General features: G+C 64.1%; 19 protein-coding genes. 16 read left to right on the top strand and 3 right to left on the bottom strand.

The features are described 5' to 3' along the window. Positions 1–306 precede the first annotated feature (306 nt). Positions 307–1,614, bottom strand: coding sequence for a hypothetical protein (locus tag F1609_RS21900; protein WP_167078777.1), 1,308 nt, complete (start codon positions 1,612–1,614; stop codon positions 307–309). A 219-nt stretch (positions 1,615–1,833) separates the two neighbouring features. Between F1609_RS21900 and F1609_RS34240 the strand changes: the two genes are divergently transcribed. The 10 genes from F1609_RS34240 to F1609_RS21855 all read left to right on the top strand — a co-directional run bounded on the left by F1609_RS34240 (position 1,834) and on the right by F1609_RS21855 (position 13,747). Beyond that, a complete protein-coding gene (locus F1609_RS34240; RefSeq protein WP_370661657.1) occupies positions 1,834–3,099 on the top strand; it encodes an MFS transporter in 1,266 nt (421 codons plus the stop codon). An 18-nt stretch (positions 3,100–3,117) separates the two neighbouring features. After that, positions 3,118–4,503: a NarK family nitrate/nitrite MFS transporter gene (locus F1609_RS34235; protein ID WP_196785472.1), complete on the top strand. Its 1,386-nt coding sequence runs from the start codon at positions 3,118–3,120 to the stop codon at positions 4,501–4,503. 14 nt (positions 4,504–4,517) lie between these two features. Next, positions 4,518–5,198, top strand: a complete 681-nt coding sequence (locus F1609_RS21890; RefSeq protein ID WP_167078776.1) for a Crp/Fnr family transcriptional regulator — start codon at positions 4,518–4,520, stop codon at positions 5,196–5,198. A 12-nt stretch (positions 5,199–5,210) separates the two neighbouring features. After that, positions 5,211–5,897 carry a carbonic anhydrase gene (locus F1609_RS21885; protein ID WP_167078775.1) on the top strand — a complete coding sequence of 229 codons (687 nt, stop codon included), beginning with the start codon at positions 5,211–5,213 and terminating at the stop codon, positions 5,895–5,897. A gap of 266 nt (positions 5,898–6,163) precedes the next feature. Then, a complete protein-coding gene (locus F1609_RS21880) occupies positions 6,164–6,721 on the top strand; it encodes a hypothetical protein (RefSeq protein ID WP_167078774.1) in 558 nt (185 codons plus the stop codon). Positions 6,722–6,912: 191 nt separating this feature from the next. Then, complete coding sequence (locus tag F1609_RS21875) at positions 6,913–7,554, top strand: hypothetical protein (RefSeq protein WP_167078773.1); 642 nt, start codon at positions 6,913–6,915, stop codon at positions 7,552–7,554. Positions 7,555–7,677: 123 nt separating this feature from the next. Beyond that, complete coding sequence (locus tag F1609_RS21870; protein ID WP_167078772.1) at positions 7,678–8,673, top strand: AAA family ATPase; 996 nt, start codon at positions 7,678–7,680, stop codon at positions 8,671–8,673. Further along, a complete protein-coding gene (locus F1609_RS21865) occupies positions 8,670–9,998 on the top strand; it encodes a vWA domain-containing protein (protein WP_167078771.1) in 1,329 nt (442 codons plus the stop codon). The genes F1609_RS21870 and F1609_RS21865 overlap by 4 nt, the downstream gene beginning before the upstream one ends. A 57-nt stretch (positions 9,999–10,055) precedes the next feature. After that, a complete protein-coding gene (locus F1609_RS21860; protein WP_167078770.1) occupies positions 10,056–13,052 on the top strand; it encodes a hypothetical protein in 2,997 nt (998 codons plus the stop codon). A gap of 35 nt (positions 13,053–13,087) precedes the next feature. Then, a complete protein-coding gene (locus tag F1609_RS21855; protein ID WP_167078769.1) occupies positions 13,088–13,747 on the top strand; it encodes a hypothetical protein in 660 nt (219 codons plus the stop codon). Between the two features lie 47 nt (positions 13,748–13,794). Here F1609_RS21855 and F1609_RS21850 read toward each other — a convergent pair whose 3' ends face one another. Next, positions 13,795–14,472, bottom strand: coding sequence for a hypothetical protein (locus F1609_RS21850; protein ID WP_167078768.1), 678 nt, complete (start codon positions 14,470–14,472; stop codon positions 13,795–13,797). 21 nt (positions 14,473–14,493) lie between these two features. Here F1609_RS21850 and F1609_RS21845 point away from each other — a divergent pair, with 21 nt between their 5' ends. Continuing rightward, complete coding sequence (locus tag F1609_RS21845) at positions 14,494–15,447, top strand: ADP-ribosylglycohydrolase family protein (protein ID WP_167078767.1); 954 nt, start codon at positions 14,494–14,496, stop codon at positions 15,445–15,447. Continuing rightward, on the top strand, positions 15,444–16,271 hold the full coding sequence (locus F1609_RS21840) for an ATP-dependent Clp protease adaptor ClpS (RefSeq protein WP_167078766.1): 828 nt from the start codon (positions 15,444–15,446) through the stop codon (positions 16,269–16,271). Before F1609_RS21845 ends, F1609_RS21840 begins: the two co-directional genes overlap by 4 nt. Before the next feature lie 136 nt (positions 16,272–16,407). On the opposite strand, the gene F1609_RS21835 is transcribed toward F1609_RS21840, so the two are convergent. Then, on the bottom strand, positions 16,408–16,815 hold the full coding sequence (locus F1609_RS21835; protein WP_167078765.1) for a ribonucleotide reductase subunit alpha: 408 nt from the start codon (positions 16,813–16,815) through the stop codon (positions 16,408–16,410). Positions 16,816–17,025: 210 nt separating this feature from the next. Between F1609_RS21835 and F1609_RS21830 the strand changes: the two genes are divergently transcribed. From F1609_RS21830 to narI, 4 genes are read left to right on the top strand one after another with little or no spacing between them, the layout of a single operon-like run. After that, on the top strand, positions 17,026–20,748 hold the full coding sequence (locus tag F1609_RS21830) for a nitrate reductase subunit alpha (protein ID WP_167078764.1): 3,723 nt from the start codon (positions 17,026–17,028) through the stop codon (positions 20,746–20,748). After that, the gene (gene narH, locus F1609_RS21825; RefSeq protein WP_167078763.1) at positions 20,745–22,301 is read left to right on the top strand and encodes a nitrate reductase subunit beta; all 1,557 of its coding nucleotides are present in this window, start codon (positions 20,745–20,747) and stop codon (positions 22,299–22,301) included. Before F1609_RS21830 ends, narH begins: the two co-directional genes overlap by 4 nt. Beyond that, the gene (narJ, locus tag F1609_RS21820) at positions 22,301–22,963 is read left to right on the top strand and encodes a nitrate reductase molybdenum cofactor assembly chaperone (RefSeq protein WP_370661656.1); all 663 of its coding nucleotides are present in this window, start codon (positions 22,301–22,303) and stop codon (positions 22,961–22,963) included. The genes narH and narJ overlap by 1 nt, the downstream gene beginning before the upstream one ends. 10 nt (positions 22,964–22,973) lie before the next feature. Further along, positions 22,974–23,657 carry a respiratory nitrate reductase subunit gamma gene (narI, locus tag F1609_RS21815; RefSeq protein ID WP_167078761.1) on the top strand — a complete coding sequence of 228 codons (684 nt, stop codon included), beginning with the start codon at positions 22,974–22,976 and terminating at the stop codon, positions 23,655–23,657. The last annotated feature ends 2 nt before the right edge of the window (positions 23,658–23,659 follow it).

Below are 23,659 nucleotides of genomic sequence, written 5' to 3'. Positions count from 1 at the left end.
TAGGAGGATGGACCGGCTATGCCAGCGAAGCAAAACCGGGACCGATCACCATGCTGCATGGGCTACAGCGCTTCGACAGCATGGTGCACGGCTGGAAACTTGCAAAAATGTGGGCATAGCATAGCGCCTGCGCGGGAAAGACGGCATTGAGGTTTGTGGTCTTAAAACCGCTTAACTTAGCGGCAACAACGGTGATGGGGCGAACTTGGGTTCCCGCCGAGGGCCGCCTTGGCGCGGGAAGTCGTTTCTGCCAGTGGCAGGAACAAAGAGCCAGCCGGAGCAACGAGTTAGCAGTGGTGCGGATTCCTACGACTGCGCGGTGTACACCATCGCAAAGCCGCCACCCGGCGTGCGGAAGTTGGTGGTCTGGCCCTGGTACACGCGCGCCGCTGTCCATTGCACCGCGCCGTCGTAGGTGTAGCTGCGGATGTCGAACTTGAGCCGGTCGGGCGCTGCGGCGCTGCCGCCGGTGCGTGCCGGCGGCGCCATGATCGCCTGCGCCACGTAGTCGCCGCCGAGGATATCTTCCCAGGCGCGTTTGGTCAGCTTGTCGCCACGGTAGGCGGCGCGGCCGCCGTAGCCGGCCACCGGCTTGAAGAACCAGTCGCGCCGCGTGCGCCACAGGCGATCGGCCTCGCTGGCGCGCACCAGTTGCGTATGCGGAATCGCGCCCAGCAAAATCGCCCGCGTCTCGTCAGGCACGCCCAGTTCAATGAGACGCGCATCGTCGGTCAGCAGCGCCAGGTTGCGCTTGTCCGCGTACAGCGCGTGCGCGCGCGGATGCGGGGTGAGCACCACGGCATTGGCCAGGTAGGCGTCGCGCAGGGCCGCGTGTTCGGGCGCGTCGAGCATGAAGTCGGTCAGGCGGTTGTAGACCAGGTCCACAATCAGGTCGCCGCGCCACAGGCTGCCCGCTTCCCAGCGCAGCATGGAAGGGTCGACGATCAGCGCGTCGATATCGTGGCGCGCGAACAGCTGGCGAAACAGCAGGAACTCCGGATACAGATACTGGTTTTCCGGTTCGTCGTCGACGATGACGATGGTGCGCAGCGGCGTGCTGCGCCCGCCCAGCCGCCATTCGTTGCGGAACATGGCGACGATGTCGTCTTCCAGCGTTTGCGCGCGCGCCGTGCCGTCGCCGGCGTCGCCAATGGCGCTGCAACCACGCCCGGCCCGCGCCAGCGCGGCGTTGAGCAGGGCCCCGCCGGCGTTGGTGTTGATTTCAATGAGGCCGACCGCGTCCTCGCCCACATGAAAATCGTAGCCGTAAAACACGCCGCGCGCGCCCGGATCGTGGCGCGCGATGGCCGGCGCATCGGCCAGCACCGCGCTCTGGTAAGCCGGCAGCGCCACTACCTGCTCGACCGCCTCGATCAGCTGCGCCATGCGCGCCGCCTGGGCCGGCGAGACGAACACCGGCAGCGCCGCGAACAGATGCGGGCAGCGCTCGCTGATCAACTCGTACACCTGCGGCCCCGCATGGTTGTTTTGCAGCGCGCCGGCCAGCGCTTCGGCCGACGGTCCGGCGCAAAAGCAGCTGGCGTTCAGTTGGGCGGCGTCTTGCGTGGCGCAGCCTGGCTCGCAGCGGGAATCGGGTGTCGCTAAGTCTTGCATGATGCTGCCTCACGGTTTCTCGGTCTGTTGTTATACCTCAAAACCGGCAAACGCATCGTTGATTCAGGTCAACACTAATAGTCGGTTAGTATGCCGACTAGTTCTTTTGGCCTAGTCGGCTAGCCAGTTTGCATCAAAAAACTCGCCCTCAGGCTAATAGTCGTGCTCTACGGCAGCACGTAAGCTTCCTGTATCAGGTCATCGATCCGGGAGAAGAACGTGTCTAGCAAGAATCAACAACAGAATAAGCAACAAATCGCGGTGCTGGCGAGCAGTACTTTCGCCTTCACCATCTGCTTCGCCATCTGGATGATGTTCGCGGTACTGGGCATTCCCATCAAGGCGCAGCTGGGCCTGAACGAGACCGAATTCGGCCTGCTGGCGGCAACGCCCGTGCTGAGCGGCTCGCTGGTGCGGGTGCCGCTCGGCATCTGGACCGACCGCTACGGCGGACGCATCGTGTTTTTCATCCTCATGCTCAGCTCGGTACTGCCGATCTGGCTGATTTCGCATGCCACCGCCTACTGGCACTTCCTGGTGCTGGGCCTGTTCGTCGGCCTGGCCGGCGGCTCGTTCTCGGTGGGCACGCCGTACGTGGCGCGCTGGTTCGGCAAGGAGCGGCGCGGGCTGGCGATGGGCATCTTTGGCGCCGGCAATTCGGGCTCGGCGCTGACCAAGTTCGTGGCCCCGGCCATCATCGCCGCTTTCGGCTGGCAGATGCTGCCCAAGGTATATGCGGTGGCGATGCTGGTCACCGCTGTCGCGTTCTGGCTGTGTTCGTTCAGCGACCCGACCCACAAGATGCCGGCCGGCGTGTCCTTCAGCGAGCAGATGAAGGTGCTCAAGGACCCGCGCGTGTGGCGCTACTGCCAGTACTACTCGGTCGTGTTCGGCGGCTATGTGGGCCTGGCCTTGTGGATGACCAAATATTACGTCACCGAGTACGGCTTCGACATGCGCCTGGCCGCATTGCTGGCGGCCTGCTTCTCGCTGCCCGGCGGCGTGCTGCGCGCGCTGGGCGGGTGGATCTCGGATAAATACGGCGCCTACAAGGTCACCTGGTGGGTCATGTGGGTGTGCTGGGTCTGCTTCTTCCTGCTGTCGTATCCGCAGACCAACATGATCATCAAGACCGTGACCGGCAGCACCACCTTGCAGATTGGCCTGACGCCGCTGATGTTTACCGTGCTGCTGTTCGTCGTCGGCGTGGCCATGGCGGTGGGCAAGGCCTCGGTCTTCAAATTCATCGGCGACGACTTTTCCGACAACATCGGCGCGGTCTCGGGCGTGGTCGGCCTGGCCGGCGGCCTGGGCGGCTTCGTGCTGCCGATCCTGTTCGGCGCGCTGGTCGACCTGACCGGCGTGCGCTCATCCGCTTTCATGCTGCTCTACGGCACGGTGTGCGTTTCCCTGGTGTGGATGCATTTCAGCTTCAAAGACAGCGCGCGCCCCGCCGCGCCGGCCCGCCTGGCCGTGGTTGCCTAATTCAAAGGAGAACATAACATGAGTAAATATGTCATCGCCACGTGGGAACCGGAATTGCCGGCCTTCTGGCAAAAGAGCGGCAAGGCGACCGCCAACCGCAATCTGTGGATCTCGATCCCGGCGCTGCTGTTCGCCTTCGCGGTGTGGATGGTGTGGAGCGTGGTGGTGGTCAACCTGCCCAATATCGGCTTCAAGTACAGCACCAACCAGCTGTTCTGGCTGACCGCACTGCCGGGCCTGTCCGGCGCGACCCTGCGCATTTTCTATTCCTTCATGGTGCCGATTTTCGGCGGGCGCAAGTGGACCACCATCTCCACGGCCTCGCTGCTGATTCCCGCCATCGGCATCGGTTTCGCGGTGCAGGATGTCAACACCAGCTATCCGATCATGCTGATCCTGGCCTTGCTGTGCGGCTTTGGCGGCGGCAATTTTGCCTCGTCGATGGCGAACATCAGCTTTTTCTATCCCAAGGCGCAAAAGGGCTACGCACTCGGCATGAACGCCGGGCTGGGCAATCTGGGCGTGTCGGCGGTGCAGTTCGTGGTGCCGCTGGTCATTACCGCGGGCGTGTTCGGCGCGCTCGGCGGCGACGCGCAGCAGTGGGTCAAGGGCGGCGCGAGCAAGGCCATGTGGCTGCAGAATGCCGGTTTCATCTGGGTGCCGTTCATCGTGCTGACCGCGCTGGCGTCGTGGTTCGGGATGAACGACCTGGCCTCGGCCAAGGCGTCTTTCTCGGAGCAGGCCATCATCTTCAAGCGCAAGCATAACTGGCTGATGTGCTGGCTCTACACGGGCACCTTCGGTTCGTTCATCGGTTATTCGGCCGGCTTTCCGCTGTTGATCAAGACCCAGTTCCCGGATGTCAATCCACTCGATTACGCCTTCCTCGGACCGCTGGTCGGGGCGCTGGCGCGGGTGGTGGGCGGCATCGTGGCAGACAAGCTGGGCGGCGCGAGGGTGACCCTGTGGACCTTCGTGCTGATGATCGGGGCCGTGGTCGGCGTGATCCGGTTCCTGCCGCATGGCGACGTGGCCGGCAACTTTACCGGCTTCTTCTGGATGTTCATGCTGCTCTTTGCCGGTACCGGCGTGGGCAATGCCTCGACCTTCCGCATGATTCCGGTGATTTTCCTCACCGAGCGCCAGCGCGCGGCCGAGGGCAAGGGCCATGTGGCCAAGGAACAGGCGATTGTCGACGCCAACAAGGAAGGCGCGGCGGTGCTCGGCTTTACCTCGGCGGTGGCCGCCTACGGCGCCTTCTTCATTCCCAAGTGCTACGGCACCTCGATCGCCATGACCGGCGGTCCGGACGCGGCGCTGTGGTGCTTCGTCGGCTTTTACGTCTCGTGCATCGCGGTCACGTGGTGGTGCTACGCGCGGCGCAACGCCGACATGCCTTGCTGATCATGGGAGCGGTCATGGAAAAGACCCGCTTCGCGCCCCAGACCTTCCTGGCGCGATTGCCGCTGTTCGATGCGATGTCGCCGGAGGAACTCGACGCCATCGCGGCCGGCACCAGCGAACGCCACGTGGCGCGCGGCGAGATCATCTTCCAGCGTGGCGATGCTTGCCGCGGCTTTCACCTGGTTATTTTCGGCCAGGTGAAGCTGGCCGCCGGGGTGGCCAACGGCGCCGAAAAGATCATCGAACTGATCGGCCCCGGCCACAGTTTCGGCGAGGCGCTGATGTTCATGGAAAAGCCGTACATCGTCTCGGCCACGGCGCTGGCCGACTCGCTGCTGCTGCACGTGACCAAGGAAGCGGTGTTCGAGGGCATTGCGCGCGACCCGGCGTTTGCGCGCAAGATGCTGGCCGGATTGAGCCGGCGCATGCACGGCCTGATCTGCGACCTGGAATCGGTCGCCTTGCAGTCGGGCACCCAGCGCGTGATCGGCTATCTGCTGCAGGATGAAGGCGCCGCGCAGGGCGCGCAGTTGACCCTGCCGGTGAGCAAGGCGGTGGTGGCGTCACGCCTGAACCTGACGCCGGAACATTTTTCGCGGATCCTGGCCGACCTGAGCGTGCACGGCCTGATCGGCGTGCAGGGGCGCAACGTGACCATCATGAATATCGACGGCTTGCGCGAGTACGCGGGCTGAACGGAGCACGACATGCAAGACATCGAAAAATTCGTACGCGGTTTCAGCCGCTTCCAGGAACAGTATTTCAGCGAGGAACATGGCGTCTACGAGAGCTTGCGCGGCGGACAGCGCCCGAGCACCTTGCTGATCGGCTGCTGCGATTCGCGGGTCGACCCGATGCTGCTGACCGGCAGCGGGCCGGGCGACATGTTCGTGGTGCGCAATATCGCCAATCTGGTGCCGCCGTGCACGCCGGACGCGCCGCCCGGTGTCAGCTCGGCCATCGAGTTTGCCATCTGCAACCTGGAAGTGGCGCGCGTGATCGTGCTCGGGCATGCGCGCTGCGGCGGCATCCGCGCCTTGCTCACGCCGCAGCCGCGCTCGCCCGAGCAGCAGGAAACCGGTTTTGTCGAGCGCTGGATGCGCATCGCCGAACCGGTGCGGGTGCGCGTGATGCGCGAGCTGGCGCACAAGAGTTCGGAAGAGCGGCACAAGGCATGCGAACAGGCCAGCATCTTGCAGTCGCTCGACAACCTGCTGACTTATCCGTGGGTAAAACGCCGGGTCGAGGAGGGCAAGCTGGTACTGCACGGCTGGTATTTCGATATCGACAGCGGCGCGCTGATGGGCTATTCGGCGCGCCAGCACCAGTTCTTGCCAATGGTTTGCCCGATTGACGCGGTCAAGGGGCGGGTGATACCGGTGGGAACGCCCTGACTGGCGGGGCGATGGCTCGATCGGGTCTTCTGGACGCGACAAGTGTATGGCGAGCAGTTTTACGAGTAAAAAGATTCCCCGCAGCGCGATTGCGCGGCCTGCGGCATGAAGCCGCTTCGCGCCGGCCGGTTGGCGCAGGGCGGCGATTAATATGACGCAAACAGCGCCAGGGGACTCCACCGAATAATGGATGAGAGTGGCAGGCGGTATCCACGTTGCAGGCCGACGTTTTGCAGCCGATCCATTCTCCCTTGCATGTTCTTTTTATGAAGAAAGAACATGCTCATTTCTATTATTCTCAGGAGGCTATTATGTGGATTGGATCCATCGGATTGGTCGCAGCGACCAAAAATGTTGCCAATGCCGGCACCGATAACCTGATACAGGCAACTGTGTTAAGAAACGGCACCCCGATCCGGGTGCTCAACCTCGATTATGCGGAATTAGACGACCATGAAATCGGCGACGACCGCAGCTACGTGTACAGCGGGCCAGCCAAGCTGCCGCGCAGGAACGATCTGACGCCGGTGCTGCCACCCGGCATCGGCACGATTCCGATGCCCTATCCGGGCTACGGCTTCGAGTTTTCGCAAGGCCTGAGCGGCCACCTGCAAATCCAGCTGCGCATTAACGGCGACGATATGTGGATCAAGGACAGCATCGATCTGTACGTCAAGCTGATCCGCCTGCGCGCCAATTGGTACGATGGGCTGAACTGGATTGAAGACCAGGAATGGACATATATTGCTAGCTGGAACCAAGACGTGCCCATGTCCACCGATGCCGATGAAGGCGTGACCACCTGGACACTGAATCTGGCGTAATGCGGCCGCGGGCGATCCATCTTGCAAGGCTGCTGCATGTCACTGGCCGGGTCTGTTTATCCCGGCCATTGTCATTTTCATTCAACTTTTCCCCACGCCTGCCGTTAATCAAAGACGAGCACGGCAAAATGCCGTCCATTCCTGTCAAGATCGCACATTTATGGCGCGCCATGCGCCAACAAGGAGAGGTCATGAGCATTACCATTTCCAACACCACCCCGGCGGCCGGCGCCGCACCGATCGTCCTGCGCGATGTGGCGCGCCGTCCCGGCGAGGGCGCCGAGGCGGACGAGGCTGTCAAGAGCGACAAGGTGACCCTGAGCGGGCCGTCCGAGCCGCCCCTGACCTACGGCGTGCCACGTTCATCGGCCGCGGTGGTGCAGCCGCCGCCGGATCTGGACGCCTTGCTGGCCGAATCGGACCGCCAGGCCCAGGAAGTCATCAACCTGATCCTGCCGGCGGTCGAGCAGCAGGGCCTGAACCTGGCCAAGGTGGTCAGCGGCGAGCAAAAGCTCAATGCCGACCCGGCCACCATCGCAGCGGCCAAGGCGGCCACCGCCGACGATGGCGAATTCAGCGTTGCCAAGGTGTCGGAACGGATCCTTGACTTCGCCAAGGCGGCGATCGGCGACGATCCATCCAAGCTGGCCGCGATCCGCGCCGCCGTGGAGCAGGGCTTCGACGATGCCGCCAAGGCCCTCGGCGGCACCTTGCCCGAGCTGAGCGAAAAGACCCGCGCCACCATCATGGCCACCTTCGACCAGTGGCAGGATGATGGCAGCACCGTGGCCGACAAGGGCAGCGCCAGCAAGGGACCGGCGAACGTTGCCTGATGAGCCCGGCATGCCGCAGGCATAAAAACTTGCTAAATGTAAAGTAAATTATTGCCGATTCTCATCAGTTTCAGCACAATAGGGGGCCACGCGCCATTCCGGCGCACCTAACCCAAGGACTGTATGCACCCCGGCCGCCTGTTTGAGTATCTATCGACCCTGATCACGCACCGCGTCCAGCACAGCGTGATGATCTGGGGCCCGCCGGGGATCGGCAAGTCGAGCGTGGTGGCGCAGGTGGCGGCGCAGCGCCAGATCGGCTTCATCGATATTCGCCTGAGCCAGCTGGCCCCGACCGACCTGCGCGGCGTGCCGGTGCCGCGCGACGGCATCACTTACTGGTTCCCGCCAGAATTCCTGCCGCGCGATGGCGAAGGTATCCTGTTCCTCGACGAAATCAACCTGGCGCCGCCAGCCCTGCAGGGCGTGGCCCAGCAACTGATGCTCGACCGCCGGGTCGGCAATTACACGGTGCCGCCCGGCTGGTTTGTGTGGGCCGCCGGCAACCGCAAGGAAGACCGCGCCGCCGTGTTCGACATGCCGGCGCCGCTGGCGAACCGCTTCCTGCACTTGCGCGTGGAGCCCGACCTGGACAGTTTCCGCCATTACGCGATCGGCAGGAACGTACACGAGCAAATCATCGGTTTCCTGAACTTCCGGCCCTCGCTGCTGCACAAGCCCGACGCCGCCAGCGAATCCTGGCCATCGCCGCGCAGCTGGGAGATGGCCGACACCCTGCTCAAGCTCGATCTCGACCTGGCGCCGGCCATTGGCGCCGGCGCGGCGGCCGAGTTCCGCGTATTCCGCCAGGCGGCCGCGCAGATTCCCGCTATCGACGCCATTTTGAAGGGCAAGTCCAAGGAAGGGTTTCCGGAAGAGCCATCGGTGCAATATGCCCTGAGCAGCGGGCTGGTGAGCCGCATCGCCACGGTCGAGCAAGCCCTGCACGCCCTGCGCTGGCTGAGCCGCAACGCGGCGCCCGAGTGGGTGCAGATGGTCGCTGCCGACCTCTTCCCCAAGCTGCGCACGCGCCGCTTGTTCGATGAATTTGTGCGCCAGATGCAGGATGATGCAAGCCTGATGGCATTCCTTGCCGATTTCCTCGCCCTGGCCGAATGAGCGGCGGTGCTGCCCTGGAAGCCCTGTCGCGCTGCAAGATCCGGCTGCGCCAGCGGCATCCGTATTTTGCGGTGCTGACCCTGTTCGCCATCTATCGCACCGACCCCGAGGTCGCGCTGGCCGATACCGATGGCAAGGTGGTGCGGGTGAACGCCGACGCGTTCCTGGCGCTGCCCGATGCCATCGCCACCGGCTTGCTGCTGCACCTGACCCTGCACGCGGCCTTGCTGCACCCGCTGCGCCTGTCGGGACGCAATGCTGAACTGTGGAATATCGCCTGCGACGTGATCGTGAACCACATCATCACCACCCAGACCACATTACCGGTGCCGCCCGGCAGCTACGTGGCCGGCCACATCGGCGAGCGCTTCGTGCCGCAGAGCGCCGAGCAGGTCTACGAGCATCTGTTAAAGCACCGCATGAGCGCCGGCCAGCTTGAAGACAAGCGCAACACGCCGCCATCGGCCGATGCCGGCAATGCATCCGGTCCGGCATCGCCGCATGGCGCGGTGCGCGCCGACCAGACCCGCCAAGGCGGTTTGTCGGCCGCCATGGCCAAGCGCTTTGGCGGCGCAAAAACCGCGCCGGCGCAGGTCGAGGCCCCGGCCCCGGCCCCCGCGCCGCCGGCCTCCTTGCCTGGGCCTGTCGCACCGCTGCGCGACATCCGCCAGCCGCAGGCTGCCACGGGCAACGAGGCGCTGCGCCTGCACTGGGAAGCGGCCCTGTTCAAGGCGCGCGACCAGGCCGGCGCGCGCCAGGGCGACACCGAGCGCAGCAGCTGGGCCAAGGAGCTGGAAGCGGCCTGCCAGCCGCAGATTGATTGGCGCACCGTGCTGTGGCGCTTCACGATCCAGACACCCACCGACTTCGCCGGACTCGACAACCGCTTCGTGCACGCCGGCCTGTACCTCGAATCGCTGGTGCAGGAAACCGTCAACATCGATGTGGCCATCGACACCTCGGGCTCGATCGGCGCCGACGATCTGGAGCAGTTTGTCTCGGAATTACGCGCCATCATGAGCAGCTATCCGCACATCGTCTGCCGCATGTTCTTCTGCGACGATGCATTGTATGGTCCCTATCAGGTGACGGCGGACTTCAGGCTGCCGCGCGTGCGTGGCGGCGGCGGCACCGATTTTCGCCCCTTCTTTGCCGCGCTGGAGCGCCAGCGGGGCGAGCGCCAGGTCGATGCCGCGATCTACTTCACCGATGGCGAGGGGCCGTTTCCGGTCACGCCGCCGAACTACCCGGTGCTATGGGTGGCGCTGCCGGGAGCGATTCCCAGCGACAGTTTTCCGTTCGGACAGGTGATCCGGATGGCCTAGCCAGGGCCAGACCGCCCCCGGCACCGACTCATTCCACTTTTTGCATCGAAGGCTCCCATGACCGCCGAAGAATTCCTCAACATCGTCAAGATCAGCCAAGAATACAGCCAGGACACCAGGCAAGAAAAGACCATGGCGCAGCAGCTGAACTTTTCCTACGAAATCCACTGGTACGACTGGAATGTGATCGCCACCTTCATCGCCCAGCCCGACGCCGACCTGGCGCTGATTGCCGAAGCCTGGCGCTTCGCCCCCGCCTTTGTCGAGGCGCAGCCGCGCTGGACCGCGTTGTCGCAGCATCCGGACTGGGCGGCGGCCGTTGCGCAGCCGCAGCGCGCCATGCCGCCCTCGCGCCATGGCTGGGGCGGCTTGCCGGCGTTCTTCATCGCCCATCTGATCGCGGAAAAGAACATCAAGTCGCTGTGCCTGGTGCTGGAGTCGCATACGGTCGACAGGGGTTTCTTCGAGCGCTGGGGCGAGGACTTGCTGGCGTTCGGGCACCAGTCGATCGACTTGCGTATCATGGAGCAGCACATCATCAGCGCCGAGCGCATGCGCCCGATTCTCGACAAATTCTCCACCAGCAAATATGCAACGGTCAGGCTGGCGGCGGCGCGCCACGAGCATGTGAGTCCCGAAACCTTGCGCCTGCTGTGCACCGACCGCGACGAAAAGATTGCCAGGGCCGCCGCCGCGCATAAGCTGTTTCCGCAGGACGCGCTCGATGTCCTTGCACAGCACGAGGAGGAGCGCCAGGGCGAGCGCCTGGACCGGCTCGAGACCCTGGGCTGGAAGGAACTGGGCGACTTCCTCGGCAACCCCGGCTTTCCGCAGGAAGGGCTGGACATTCTCGCCGCGCGCGACGACGCGGCCATCCGCTTCGCCTGCGCCATGCACCCGAACGCCAGCGACGCCTTGCTGACGGCGACGTTGGCCGAGCCGGAAGACTGGCGCAAAGCCGCCGCCGCCCTCAACCCGGCATTGCCGCCAGCAATGATGGAACAACTGGCGGCCAGCGACAGCGTCGACATCGCCTTTGCCCTGGCCGGCAATGCTGCCTTGCCCGAAGCGTTGCAGGTCAGGCTTGCAAGCCATCCCTCGCGCATGGTGCGCCTGCACCTGGCCGACCACAGCAGTTCGCATGCGGTGCTGTCGCTGATCGCGGCGCAGCCGGGCAGGGAAGACGTGCACACCAGCTTCGAGCAATTGCTGGCCGTGGCCATCGACCCGGCCAGTCCCGCCAGCAAGATCGGCAACCTGCAAGCGGCCACCAATACCAAGCGCAGCAACGGCGAAGCGCTGGCCAGCAGCCTGGGCTATGCGGTGGCGCGGCATCCCAAGGTGCCCGAAAAACTGCTGGGCAAAATGCGCCATGCCTTGCCGGAGTTGATTGCTGCCAATCCCGGCGTCAAGCTGCGCCTGCTGGAAGGCTTGCCGCTGCCCGAGCCGGAGCCGATTCCCGACTGGAAAATGAACGGGCCGGAAGTGGCCAAGTATCCCGGCTACGCCATCAACGAACTGCTGCGCAGCAAGGAGCTGAGCGTGCAGCGCATGGCGTGCGACCACATCGGCTGCGACAAGGCGCTGCTGCTGCCCTTGCTGCTGGTGCCGGACACCGTCCTGCTCAAGAAGCTGGCGCAGCGCACCGACATGCCGCGCTTCTTTTACGAAATGCTGTGGCTGCTGGGGGGCGAGTCGGTCAAGGCTGCGCTGAAAGCCAACAAGGCGGCGCGCGAGCTGAGCGATTTCCGCAATGGGCCCGCCGCTGCCGCTGCCGCCGCGCCGGCGCCACAAGTGAAGGTCGATGCAAGGGGCGGGATCAAGGGCAGCAAAAAGGACAGAATCGCGCTGGCGGCCAGTTCGACCGACGAGGCAGTGCTGCTGGCCCTGGCCACGGACAAGCTGGGCGAGGTGCGCGATGCGCTGACCCGGCAAGCGGCCTTGCCGTTGGCGGTCGTCGCGCTGTTGTCGCGCGACACCGAGCAAGATATCCGGCGCCAGATGCCGGGCTATCTGGCACATTTCCCGCTTGAGCAAAGCGAGGCCATCGAACGCACGCTGCTGGGCGAGGGAGGCGGCATTGCCGAACGCATCGCCGAGTGCACGCGAAATCCGGTCTTGCAGCAGCACCTGGTGGGCAGCTACGACCGGCAACTGGCCTACAACGATCACCTGGCGCCAGCCGTTGCCGAGCACTTCCTGTACCACGCCAGCATCGACACCGTGCAGCGTGTCGCGGCCAACCTCGCAGGACAGCTTGCATTTTCGCGCAAGGCGGCCGACTTCCTGTTGCAGATGCTGGACCACCGGCGCGACGATCCGCTGGCCAGCCTGCGGGTGCTGTACAGCGCGCCAGATGAAGAACAGCAACGCCATCATCTGGCGCGTGTCGCGGACTATCTGGCACTGGAAGGCGACCGGATTGAGAACACCTACTACGTAACGCAATGCATCATCGAGCGCGTCGTGGACGATGCCGGCATGCAGGCCCTGATCGCGCGCTGCCTGGGGCCGCAGACCAACGAAGAAAATCGCCACTGGGCGGCGCGCCTGAGCACGCGGCTGGACGACGATGTCATCGCGCGCCTGCTCCAGGGCGCCAGTGGCGGGCGCGAGGCGCTGGCCGGCAATCCGGCCTTGCCCGAGCACGCGGCGGACGTGCTCAAGAACGACGCGCAGCCCGAGGTGCGCGCCGCGCTGGCCGCCTGGAACACCCGGCTGGCCGGCCATTTCGTCAGCGATGCGTCGGAAGAAGTGCGGGCGGCGCTGGCAAGGACGACAGGCGAGGTCGCGTTGCAGCGCCAGCTGCTGGCCGACAAGCAGGAACAGGTGCTGGCGGCGCTGGCCGATAATCCGCATTGCGACAGCGCCATGATGGCCGCACTGGTTGCCGCCAACCGCAACTATGCGGTGCGCAGCCGCGTCGCTGGGCATCCGGCCACGTCGCCCGAAACGCTCAAGCTGCTGTTGCAGGACCGTCACGCCCACGTACGTACCTACGCTGCGGCTGTCATCGAGCAACGTGCGGCGCAGGCCGACGCCGGCGTTGCGTGAGCTAACCTGGACGCGGCGGCGAGCATGGGGTGCCCATGACGATCTTCCTGACCCTGTGCCTGAGCTGGGCCATTGCGTCGTACCTGCCGATCCTGGTGGCCGCCTGGATCGCGCGCTCGTTCGGGGTGGTGGTAGAACAACTGACCCTGGGCACGGGACCCGTGCTGATGCGCCGCAAACCGCTGGTCATGCGCCTGCTGCCAATCAATGCCTCGGTCCAATTCAAGCATTGCGGCGCCATCCCGGCGCCCGGTCCGCACGACAGAGCGGGCTCGCTCGACGCCCGGCCGGTGTGGGTGCAATTGCTGATAGCGGCCAGCGTTCCCGCCTGCCTGCTCGAGATGGCTTGGGCACTGCTCGGCGGCGAGGGGCTGGACTTGTTCCGCAGCGCTGTCGCGCAGTGCGTGCGCGGCGCGCTGTCGCCGCTGTCGGAGGCACAGTCGCTACTGGCCGCCTATCACACCGCACTGGCCCAGCAGTCGTTCGGCTTCGTGCTCGGGCTGACGGCGGCGAAAATGGCAGCGTTCAATCTGCTGCCGACGGGCTTTTCGGCCGGCTACCAGTGCCTCGAGATCGTCGCGCAGCGCGCCTTTCCGCAGGTGCAGCGCGGCTTGATCGCCCTGACACTTCTGATGATGGGTTCGTGGCTGGTGGCCGTGTGCGTGTACCTCATGCCTCTGCTGGCCCACTATTGAGTCGCGGCAGTCCTTTCGCCACGCCCCGCGTACCGGCCTTGCGCCAGTCAGCGGGAAGCACGCGGCGGCGTCGCGGGGCGTGCTCCGTCCTCACGCTGATGGGCCAGGGCAAGATTAGCGAGAATAGGGAGATCATACGAGGCACGATCGATTGGCATGGTGTAATCCGACTCGGTGATTTCGGTGTCGGCATTCGAATCCCGGTAAATCAGCCATTGCTTCGGCAGCACGGCAGGCTTGAGGGTGCGGCCGTCAATCATCCACGCCGGCTTGTTGACCACGCTGACCGCACACATGCTGTAGGCCGTTAGCACCAGCGTGTCGCCCGGCCGGGAGCGGCCTTTGAAGACACGCTCGACCCTGAACGTCGCCTGCTCGACATTGTACGCACGGCCCGGAGGATTGCGTTTCTTCACCTGGCGCGCTTTGATCACGGTGACCAGTTCGACCGAGTCGACACTGTCAAAGCGTTCCTTGACGCGCTGTGGCGTGTGCGCCCAGTGAGCGTCGGGAATGGGTGTGCAGGCGGCAGCGCAGCAGCTTGCCAGCACAAGAGTGATGCTGGAAAAAGGTTTGAGTAATTTCATTTTGGAAAGAATTGCACGCAATGTCCGTCTTGTAGTGAAGACAGTATTGCTTCGCCGGCACGCGATTTCCTTGCCGTTTGGACGCACATTGATGACAATGCAATCCTGATACCATCCAGAGAGACCCAAGATGACCATGCCGCACCGAGGCGCCGCCCGATGACCGTGTCCCAGCCTGGCTACCAGGAACGGCTTGCTGGCGGTCTGGTCGGCCTGCTGGTGGGCGACGCGCTCGGCGTTCCCTACGAATTTCGCAAAGCGTGCGACATTCCGCCCGCCGGCCTGATCGATTTCGTCCCACCGCCGCAATTCGACCGAGCGCATGCCAGCGTGCCGCCGGGAACCTGGTCGGACGACGGCGCCCACGCGCTCTGTCTGCTGGCCTCGCTGCTCGAGTGCGGCCGCCTTGACCTGGATGACCTCGGCGCGCGCCTGCTGGCCTGGTACGAGCACGGCTACATGGCGGTCGACAGCATGGTGTTCGATGTAGGCCTGACCTGTGGCGCCGCGATGCGCGCCATGCGTGCCGGCGCAGCTGCGGCCGAGGCCGGACCCGCCGGCCAGTACGACAACGGCAACGGCTCGCTGATGCGCGCCTTGCCGCTGGCGCTGTGGCACCGCGGCTCGGACCAGAGCCTGGTGCATGACGCCCACCGGCAATCCCTGCCCACCCACGGCCACCTGCGCTCGCAGGTATGCTGCGCGTTGTACTGCCTGTGGGCGCGCCGGGTGTTGGCGGCCTCAGGCGACGCCTGGGGCGAGGCGGTGAACAGTCTGCGCGCCATCTACGCCAGCATGCCGGATGCGCTGGAAGAACTCGAATGGTCGCTACGGCCGGACGATGCGCCTGTGGGCAAGGGCTCCGGTTACGTGGTCGATGCGCTGCGTTCGGCGCGCATGGTGCAGGAAGCCGGCACCTACGACGAGGTCGTGCGCGCCGCCATCGGGCTGGGCAACGACACCGATACCACGGCCTGCATCGCCGGCGGCATTGCCGGCCTGCGCTTCGGGATTGAGGGCATTCCCGAGCGCTGGCGCACCCAGCTCAGGGGAAGCGCGTTGTACCAGCCGCTGCTCGACAAGCTGCTGGCCGCCACGGTGGATGCGCGATGAGCATTGCCGATGGCGACCCCGCACCCAACCTGGAACGGGTACTGGAATCCGCGTTTGCCGCCTGCCGGCGCGAGCACGACCGCCGTCTGACGCTGGAACGCGTGCTGCTGCATCTGATCGAGGATGATGCCGCCGCCCACATCCTGGCCGACTGCATGCCGGCCGGGAAGGTGGCGCAGCTGCACGCGCATGTGCGCGCCATGGTGGCCGACCAGCTTGCGGCCGAGGCCAAGGCGCGGCGCTGGCCGACCGGCGCCCATGCGCGCCTGCTGGCGCTGCTCGCGCATTGCCTGCCGTTCGGAAATGCCAGGCTCGACGCGTATCTTGGCCGAACCATCGCGCATGGCGAGCAACTCGAGCACGCACTGTGGAAGGCGACGGTGCGTGGCGTCGCCATGGAAAGGCCGGTCGACACCGGCATCCTCTTGCTGGCGATCGTGCGCAATCGCATCGGGCTGGCCGCCGTTGCCTTGGAAGAGCATGGGCTTGACCGCTATCGGCTTGCCTGTCGCCTTGCGTATGGTGCGGCGGACACTGGCAGCGTCGATGCGTTGTTGGCCGGCAGCGAGACGGCGCGCTTGCTGGTGCTCAACGACGATGTCACGGAGATGGTCTTCGTGGTCGAGGTATTCGAAACGCTGCTGGCCTTGCCGGCGGACCGGGCGAATGCCCTGATGATGCAGATTCACGACGAGGGAGAAGCCGAGTGCGGCGTTTTTCCGTTGGCCGTTGCGCGCGCCAGGGTGAAGGACATCGAAGCACTGGCGGGCGAGCGCTGCCAGCCCCTGCGCGTCCGGCTGGCCGCGCCACGCCCAAGCGCGTGATAGGGCTTGTCGAACCGCGCGACTTTCCAGCGCTGCGGCGGCGCCCTCTTGCGGGCCGCCAGCGGGGCTGTCGGCAAGGCCGCCCACCTCAATGGTGTCTACCCCAATGGTGTCAGGTCCGACACCGGCTGGTGGGTTACTGGGCCAGCTGCCTTAACTCTCCATCCCGCCCGAATGCCAGGAATTGCCCGATCTGGCCGGTATGAATGTAGGTGACCATCATGTTCAGCGGCGCTTCCGCCTCGCTCGAGGCCGGCGGCTTGCCGTTGCGGCCGGACATGGTGGTGACGAATACCATGTCCCATTCCTTGCCGGTATGCTTCGATTCGGCCACCAGGTCGGCGAAGCTGCCCAGTTCGTCGATGGTTTTGTCGACGCACATGACGGGGGCCAGGGCGCCGCCGCGCTGTTCGGCAAATCCCGCCCGCTCGGCGTCGCCAGCGTTATCCGGCAGCTCCGCCTTGGCAAAGGCGAACAACAGGCGCTGCGGTTGCGGCTGGGCCCGCGCGGCCTGGATCAGGTCGTCGTAACTGGTGATATTCATTGCTCATTCCTTCAAAGTCAGATTCGGATAGCGCATGTATACCGTATCCATCTGGCACCCTCCATAGCCACAAAGGACTAGGCGGCCTACTCCTTGTCGCCGCCCCGGACCGACTTCTTGCCAATATGCACCATGAGTGCCGCTGCGTAGACTGGGTTCAATCGGGTAGCGCCTGTTTAACGGCGCCCCTCTCATCCAAGCGGAGGCAGCATGAGTCATTTTCTGGATCGTCTGAAGTTCTTCAATCGCCCCAAGGAGACGTTTTCCGACGGCCACGGCGCCGTGGTCCACGAGGACCGTACCTGGGAAAACGCCTATCGCCAGCGCTGGCAGCACGATAAGATCGTGCGTTCGACGCACGGCGTCAATTGCACCGGTTCGTGCAGCTGGAAGGTGTATGTCAAGAATGGCCTGATCACCTGGGAAACCCAGCAGACCGACTACCCGCGCACCCGGCCCGACCTGCCCAATCACGAGCCGCGCGGCTGCCCGCGCGGCGCCAGCTATTCCTGGTACGTGTATTCGGCCCAGCGCGTCAAGTACCCGATGGTGCGCGGCCGCCTGATGCAGATGTGGCGCGAAGCGCGCCTGACCATGGACCCGGTCGCTGCCTGGGCCTACATCAGCCAGGACCCGGAGCGGGCCAAGTCGTACAAGTCGATCCGCGGCCTGGGCGGTTTTGTCCGCGCCAAGTGGGATGACGTGAACGAAATCATCGCCGCCGCCAACGCCTTCACCATCAAGAAATACGGCCCGGACCGCATCGTCGGCTTTTCGCCGATTCCCGCCATGTCGATGGTCAGCTACGCGGCCGGTACCCGCTATCTGTCGCTGATCGGCGGCGTGGCCCTGAGTTTCTATGACTGGTATTGCGACTTGCCGCCAGCGAGCCCGCAAGTGTGGGGCGAACAGACCGACGTGCCGGAATCGGCCGACTGGTATAACTCCACTTTCCTGATGGTGTGGGGCTCAAACGTGCCGATGACGCGCACGCCGGATGCCCACTTCTACACGGAAGTGCGCTACAAAGGCACGAAAACGGTGGCTGTTTCTTCCGATTTCGGCGAAATGGCCAAGTTCGGCGATATCTGGCTTGCCCCGAAGCAAGGCACCGACGCCGCGCTGGCGCTGGCCATGGGCCACGTGGTCCTCAAAGAATTCCACGCCGAGGGCGGTTCGGACTATTTCCGTGGCTACGCCAAGCAGTACACCGACTTCCCGATGCTGGTCATGCTCAAGGAAACAAACGGCACCCTGGTGCCCGATTATTTTCTGCGCGCATCGCACCTGGCCGATAACCTGGACGAAACCAACAATCCCGACTGGAAGACCCTGGTCATCGACGAAGCCACCGGCAACATCTGCGCGCCGGCCGGTTCGATCGGTTTCCGCTGGGGCGAGTCGGGCCGCTGGAACCTGGAACAGAAAGAGGGCACCAGCGGCAAGGCCATCGACCCGCTGCTGTCCCTGATCAAGTGCAGCGATGCGGTCGAGGAAGTCGGCTTTGCTTACTTTGGCGGCAAGGATGCGAGCGACATGCTGATGCGCCGCGTGCCGGTCAAGAAAGTGTTGCTGGCGGACGGCTCCACGGCATTGGTCACCACCGTGTTCGACCTGACCCTGGCCAACTACGGCATCGACCGTGGCCTGGGCGGCGCCAACGTGGCCACCAGCTATGACGACGACGTGCCGTACACCCCGGCCTGGCAGGTCAAGCACACCGGCGTGAAAGCGGCGGACGTGATCACCGTGGCGCGCCAGTTCGCCGACAACGCCGACAAGACCCAGGGCAAGAGCATGGTCATCGTCGGCGCCGCGCTGAATCACTGGTACCACATGGACATGACGTATCGCGGCATCATCAACCTGTTGATGATGTGCGGCTGCATCGGCAAGTCGGGCGGCGGCTGGGCGCACTATGTGGGCCAGGAAAAGCTGCGTCCGCAAACCGGCTGGACTCCGCTGGCCTTCGCGCAGGACTGGAACCGGCCGATGCGCCAGATGAACGGCACCTCGTTCTTCTACGCCCACACCAGCCAGTGGCGCCATGAAAAGCTGCACACGAGCGAGATTTCGTCGCCCTCGGCCGGAGACGATGTGGCGCCGATGGCGCTGATCGACTACAACGCCAAGGCCGAGCGCATGGGCTGGCTGCCGTCCGCCCCGCAGCTGGAAACCAATCCGCTGGAAGTGACCCGCGCCGCCGCGGCCGCCGGCATGGACCCGGCCGCCTACGCGGTCGAGCAGATCAAGGCTGGCAAGCTGAATTTTTCGTGCGACGACCCGGATAATCCGGCCAACTTCCCGCGCAATATGTTTGTGTGGCGCTCGAATATCCTGGGCAGCTCGGGCAAGGGCCATGAGTACTTCCTCAAGTACTTGCTGGGCACCCAGAACGCGCTGATGAGCGATGAAACCCACTGCGTCAAGCCGCGCGATGTAAAAATCCGGCCCGCCGCCGAAGGCAAGCTGGACCTGGTGGTGGTGCTGGACTTCCGCATGTCCACCACCTGCCTGTATGGCGACATCGTGCTGCCGACCGCCACCTGGTACGAAAAGGACGACCTGAACACGTCCGACATGCACCCCTTCATTCACCCGCTGTCGGAAGCCGTGCAGCCGCTGTGGCAGTCGAAGTCGGACTGGGAAATCTACAAGGGTATCGCCGAGAAATTTTCGGAAATCGGCGGCGCGTACCTGGGCACGCAGCAAGATCTGGTGCTGACCCCGCTCATGCACGATACCCCGGGCGAACTGGGCCAGCCGTTTGATCCGAAAGACTGGCGCGCCGGTGAGTGCGAGCCGATTCCGGGCAAGACCATGCCGAACCTGACGGTGGTGACACGCGATTACAAGGATGTATTCAAGAAATTCACCTCGATCGGCCCTTTGCTGGAAAAACTGGGTAATGGCGGCAAGGGCATCGGCTGGAAGACCGGGCACGAAGTCGATGTGTTGCGCGGTATCAACCGCACGGTGCTGGAAGAGGGCGTCTCGCAAGGGCAGCCACGGCTGGACACCGCCATCGACGCGGCCGAAATGATCCTGTCGCTGGCGCCGGAAACCAACGGCCACGTGGCGGTCAAGGCCTGGGCGGCATTGTCGACCATGACCGGACGCGACCACACGCACCTGGCGCTGCCGCGCGAACACGACACGATCCGCTTCCGCGATGTACAGGCGCAGCCGCGCAAGATCATCTCGTCGCCGACCTGGTCGGGGCTGGAGTCGGAAGAAGTGAGCTACACCGCTGGCTATACGAATGTGCACGAACTGATCCCATGGCGCACCCTGACCGGGCGCCAGCAGTTCTACCAGGATCACCGCTGGATGCGCGATTTTGGCGAGGGATTGTGCGTGTACAAGCCGGCCATCGACACCAAGACCACGGCGGCGATGCTGGGCGCGGCGCCCAACGGCAACAAGGAGATCGCGCTGAACTTCCTGACGCCGCACCAGAAATGGGGCATCCACTCCACGTATTCGGACAACCTGCGCATGCTGACCTTGTCGCGCGGCGGGCCGCACGTGTGGATTTCGGAGATCGACGCCAAGGACGCCGGGATTGTCGACAACGACTGGATCGAAGTGTTCAACGTGAATGGCACCCTGACGGCGCGGGCGGTGGTCAGCCAGCGCATTCCGGAAGGCATGACCTTGATGTACCACGCCCAGGAAAAGATCATCAATACGCCGGGCGCGGAATTGTCGGGCAAGCGGGGCGGCATCCACAACTCGGTCACGCGCACCGTCACCAAGCCGACCCACATGATCGGCGGCTACGCCCAGCTGGCGTGGGGCTTCAATTACTACGGCACGGTGGGCTCGAACCGCGATGAGTTCGTGCTGGTACGCAAGATGGACAAAGTGGAGTGGCTGGAAGGCCCCCTGGTGGAAGAAACGAGTGGAGCAAACAAGGGAGCACACGTATGAAGATCAGAGCGCAAATCGGCATGGTGTTGAACCTGGACAAGTGCATCGGCTGCCACACTTGTTCGGTCACCTGCAAGAACGTCTGGACCAGCCGCGACGGCGTCGAATACGCCTGGTTCAACAACGTTGAAACCAAGCCCGGCATCGGTTACCCGAAAGAATGGGAAAACCAGGATAAATGGAATGGCGGCTGGAAACGCAACGCGGCCGGCAAGATCGAACCGCGCCAGGGCGGGCGCCTGAAAATTCTCGCCAACATCTTCGCCAATCCGAACCTGCCGGCCATCGACGAGTATTACGAGCCGTTCACCTACGACTACGAGCGCCTGCAAAACGCGCCCTTGTCGGAAACGCCGCCCACGGCGCGCCCGATCTCGGTCTTGACCGGCAAGAAGATGGACAAGATCGAATGGGGTCCGAACTGGGAAGACGACCTGGGCGGGGAGTTCGCCGCCCGCAGCAAGGACAAGCTGTTCGACAACATGCAGAAGGAGATGTACGGCACCTTCGAGAACACCTTCATGATGTACCTGCCGCGCCTGTGCGAACACTGCCTGAACCCGACCTGCGTGGCGTCCTGCCCGTCGGGCTCGGTGTACAAGCGCGAGGATGATGGCATCGTGCTGATCGACCAGGATAAGTGCCGCGGCTGGCGCATGTGCATCTCCGGCTGCCCGTACAAGAAGATTTACTACAACTGGTCGTCCGGCAAGGCTGAGAAATGCACCTTCTGCTATCCGCGCATCGAAGCGGGCCAGCCGACCGTGTGCTCGGAAACCTGCGTCGGCCGCATCCGCTACCTGGGCGTGCTGCTGTACGACGCCGACAAGATCGAAGCGGCGGCATCGGTGCCGGACGAGCGCGACCTGTACCAGGCGCAGCTGGGCCTGTTCCTCGACCCGCACGACCCGGCCATCATCGAGGAAGCGCGGCGCCAGGGCATTCCCGACTCGTGGCTGGAGTCGGCCAAGAAGTCGCCGGTCTACAAGATGGCGGTCGACTGGAAAGTGGCTTTCCCGCTGCATCCGGAATACCGGACCCTGCCGATGGTGTGGTACATCCCGCCGCTGTCGCCGATCCAGGCTGCGGCCGAGTCCGGCAAGCTGGGAATGAATGGCATTTTGCCCGACACCAACAGCCTGCGGATTCCGGTGCAGTACCTGGCCAATCTGCTGACCGCCGGCGACCAGCCCCCGGTAATCCGCGCGCTCGACCGCATGCTGGCCATGCGCGCCTACATGCGCAGCAAGACGGTGGACAAGGTCGAGAACCTGGCCGTGCTGGAACAGGTGGGATTGAGCAAGGACATGGTCGAAGACATGTACCACATCATGGCGATCGCTAACTACGAAGACCGTTTCGTGATTCCGAGCAGCCACAAGGAAATGGCGGAAGACAGCTTCAACGAAAAAGGTTCGTGCGGCTTCAGCTTCGGCAATGGATGCTCGGACGGCGTGACCGACACCAGCTTGTTCGGCAAGAAAAAGCAGGGTTCGGCCATCTTCATGGCCATGCCCAAGTCGCGTAAAAAGAAAGACGTCCAGGAGGCATGATGAATACCAATCGACATTATCAAGTGTTGTCCAGCCTGCTGCTGTATCCGGAAGCGGAGCTGATCGCCGAATTGCCGGCCCTGGCCAATGCGATCGCCCATTCGCCGGCCCTGCATGCGCCGCTGCTGCCGCTGTTCGCCTACCTGAGCGACGGCGTCCTGATCGACCTGCAGCAAAACTACGTAATGACGTTCGACCGCAACCCGTCGCATTCCTTGCACCTGTTCGAGCACATTCACGGCGAGTCGCGCGACCGCGGCCAGGCCATGGTCGACCTGATGGAGGAATACAAGCAGCACGGCCTGTTCATGACGGGCGACGACTTGCCCGACTTCGTGCCGCTGTTCCTCGAGTTCCTGTCGCAGCAGACCACGGAGGAGGCCGCGCGCCTGCTGTCGGACGCGGTGCACGTGCTGGCGCATATCGGGCGCAAGCTGGCCGCCAACGGCAGCCCGTACGCGGGCGTGTTCGCGGTGCTGGAACATTTGAGCCCGGTCGCGGCCGAGGAACTGACCGAGCCGCCGGTGCGCGACATGGACGAGGCGCTGGAAACCTTCGGTCCGGGCATGGATGGGGTCGAACCCTTGCTCAAACCGGGGGCGCCCGGCACGCATACGATCAATTTCTATCCCCGCACGGCGCGCGCCGCAGCCGGCGCGTAAAGGAGGCATCATGGACTACCTGCATCAATTTCTGTTCGGGATTTATCCCTATATCGCGCTGGCGATCTTTTTGCTCGGCAGCTTGATCCGTTTCGACCGCGAGCAATACACGTGGAAGTCGGAATCGACCCAGGTGCTGCACCAGGGCAGCCTGCGCTATGGAAGCATCCTGTTCCATATCGGCATCATCGGCCTGTTCTTCGGGCACATGGCCGGCCTGCTCACGCCGGTGTGGGTGTGGGATACGCTGGGCGTGAGCCACGGCCTCAAGCAACTGGTGGCGATGGTGGCCGGCGGCGTGATGGGACTGCTGTGCCTGGCCGGCATCGTGATGCTGCTGGCACGGCGCTTCGGCAACGACCGCCTGCGCAAGGCAACCACCTTCAAGGACAAGATCGTGCTGCTGTGGATTCTCGCCACCTTGCTGCTGGGACTGTCGTCGATCTACGTGTCGGCCGGCCACATGGACGGCCACACGATGGTGCTGCTGATGAACTGGGCGCAGCATATCGTGACCTTCCGCGCCGATGCGGCCGCCTTCATCCTGGATGCGCCGCTGCTGTTCAAGCTGCATCTGTTCATGGGCATGTCGCTGTTCGTCATCTTTCCGTTCACCCGTCTGGTGCACGTGTGGAGCGGCTTCGGCGCGCTGACCTACCTTGGCCGCGCTTACCAGCTCGTGCGTAGCCGTTAATC

Origin of the sequence: Massilia aquatica, from assembly GCF_011682045.1 — a bacterium.
Classification (GTDB): Bacteria; Pseudomonadota; Gammaproteobacteria; order Burkholderiales; family Burkholderiaceae_D; genus Telluria_A; species Telluria_A aquatica.
The sequence above is the reverse complement of the archived record's forward strand: the minus strand, read 5'-3'. Positions and strand labels throughout refer to the sequence as shown.

What these genes read in the sequence shown, in the direction of transcription:
- F1609_RS21890 (WP_167078776.1), top strand. Translation starts at nt 4,518, where the DNA reads ATGGAAAAGACCCGCTTCGCGCCCCAGACCTTCCTGGCGCGATTGCCG.
- F1609_RS21875 (WP_167078773.1), top strand. Translation starts at nt 6,913, where the DNA reads ATGAGCATTACCATTTCCAACACCACCCCGGCGGCCGGCGCCGCACCG.
- F1609_RS34235 (WP_196785472.1), top strand. Translation starts at nt 3,118, where the DNA reads ATGAGTAAATATGTCATCGCCACGTGGGAACCGGAATTGCCGGCCTTC.
- F1609_RS21865 (WP_167078771.1), top strand. Translation starts at nt 8,670, where the DNA reads ATGAGCGGCGGTGCTGCCCTGGAAGCCCTGTCGCGCTGCAAGATCCGG.
- F1609_RS21850 (WP_167078768.1), bottom strand. Translation starts at nt 14,472, where the DNA reads ATGGTCATCTTGGGTCTCTCTGGATGGTATCAGGATTGCATTGTCATC.
- F1609_RS21830 (WP_167078764.1), top strand. Translation starts at nt 17,026, where the DNA reads ATGAGTCATTTTCTGGATCGTCTGAAGTTCTTCAATCGCCCCAAGGAG.
- F1609_RS21860 (WP_167078770.1), top strand. Translation starts at nt 10,056, where the DNA reads ATGACCGCCGAAGAATTCCTCAACATCGTCAAGATCAGCCAAGAATAC.
- F1609_RS21900 (WP_167078777.1), bottom strand. Translation starts at nt 1,614, where the DNA reads ATGCAAGACTTAGCGACACCCGATTCCCGCTGCGAGCCAGGCTGCGCC.
- F1609_RS21880 (WP_167078774.1), top strand. Translation starts at nt 6,164, where the DNA reads ATGAAGAAAGAACATGCTCATTTCTATTATTCTCAGGAGGCTATTATG.
- narH (WP_167078763.1), top strand. Translation starts at nt 20,745, where the DNA reads ATGAAGATCAGAGCGCAAATCGGCATGGTGTTGAACCTGGACAAGTGC.
- F1609_RS21845 (WP_167078767.1), top strand. Translation starts at nt 14,494, where the DNA reads ATGACCGTGTCCCAGCCTGGCTACCAGGAACGGCTTGCTGGCGGTCTG.
- F1609_RS21835 (WP_167078765.1), bottom strand. Translation starts at nt 16,815, where the DNA reads ATGAATATCACCAGTTACGACGACCTGATCCAGGCCGCGCGGGCCCAG.
- narI (WP_167078761.1), top strand. Translation starts at nt 22,974, where the DNA reads ATGGACTACCTGCATCAATTTCTGTTCGGGATTTATCCCTATATCGCG.
- F1609_RS21855 (WP_167078769.1), top strand. Translation starts at nt 13,088, where the DNA reads ATGACGATCTTCCTGACCCTGTGCCTGAGCTGGGCCATTGCGTCGTAC.
- F1609_RS21885 (WP_167078775.1), top strand. Translation starts at nt 5,211, where the DNA reads ATGCAAGACATCGAAAAATTCGTACGCGGTTTCAGCCGCTTCCAGGAA.
- F1609_RS21840 (WP_167078766.1), top strand. Translation starts at nt 15,444, where the DNA reads ATGAGCATTGCCGATGGCGACCCCGCACCCAACCTGGAACGGGTACTG.
- F1609_RS21870 (WP_167078772.1), top strand. Translation starts at nt 7,678, where the DNA reads ATGCACCCCGGCCGCCTGTTTGAGTATCTATCGACCCTGATCACGCAC.
- narJ (WP_370661656.1), top strand. Translation starts at nt 22,301, where the DNA reads ATGAATACCAATCGACATTATCAAGTGTTGTCCAGCCTGCTGCTGTAT.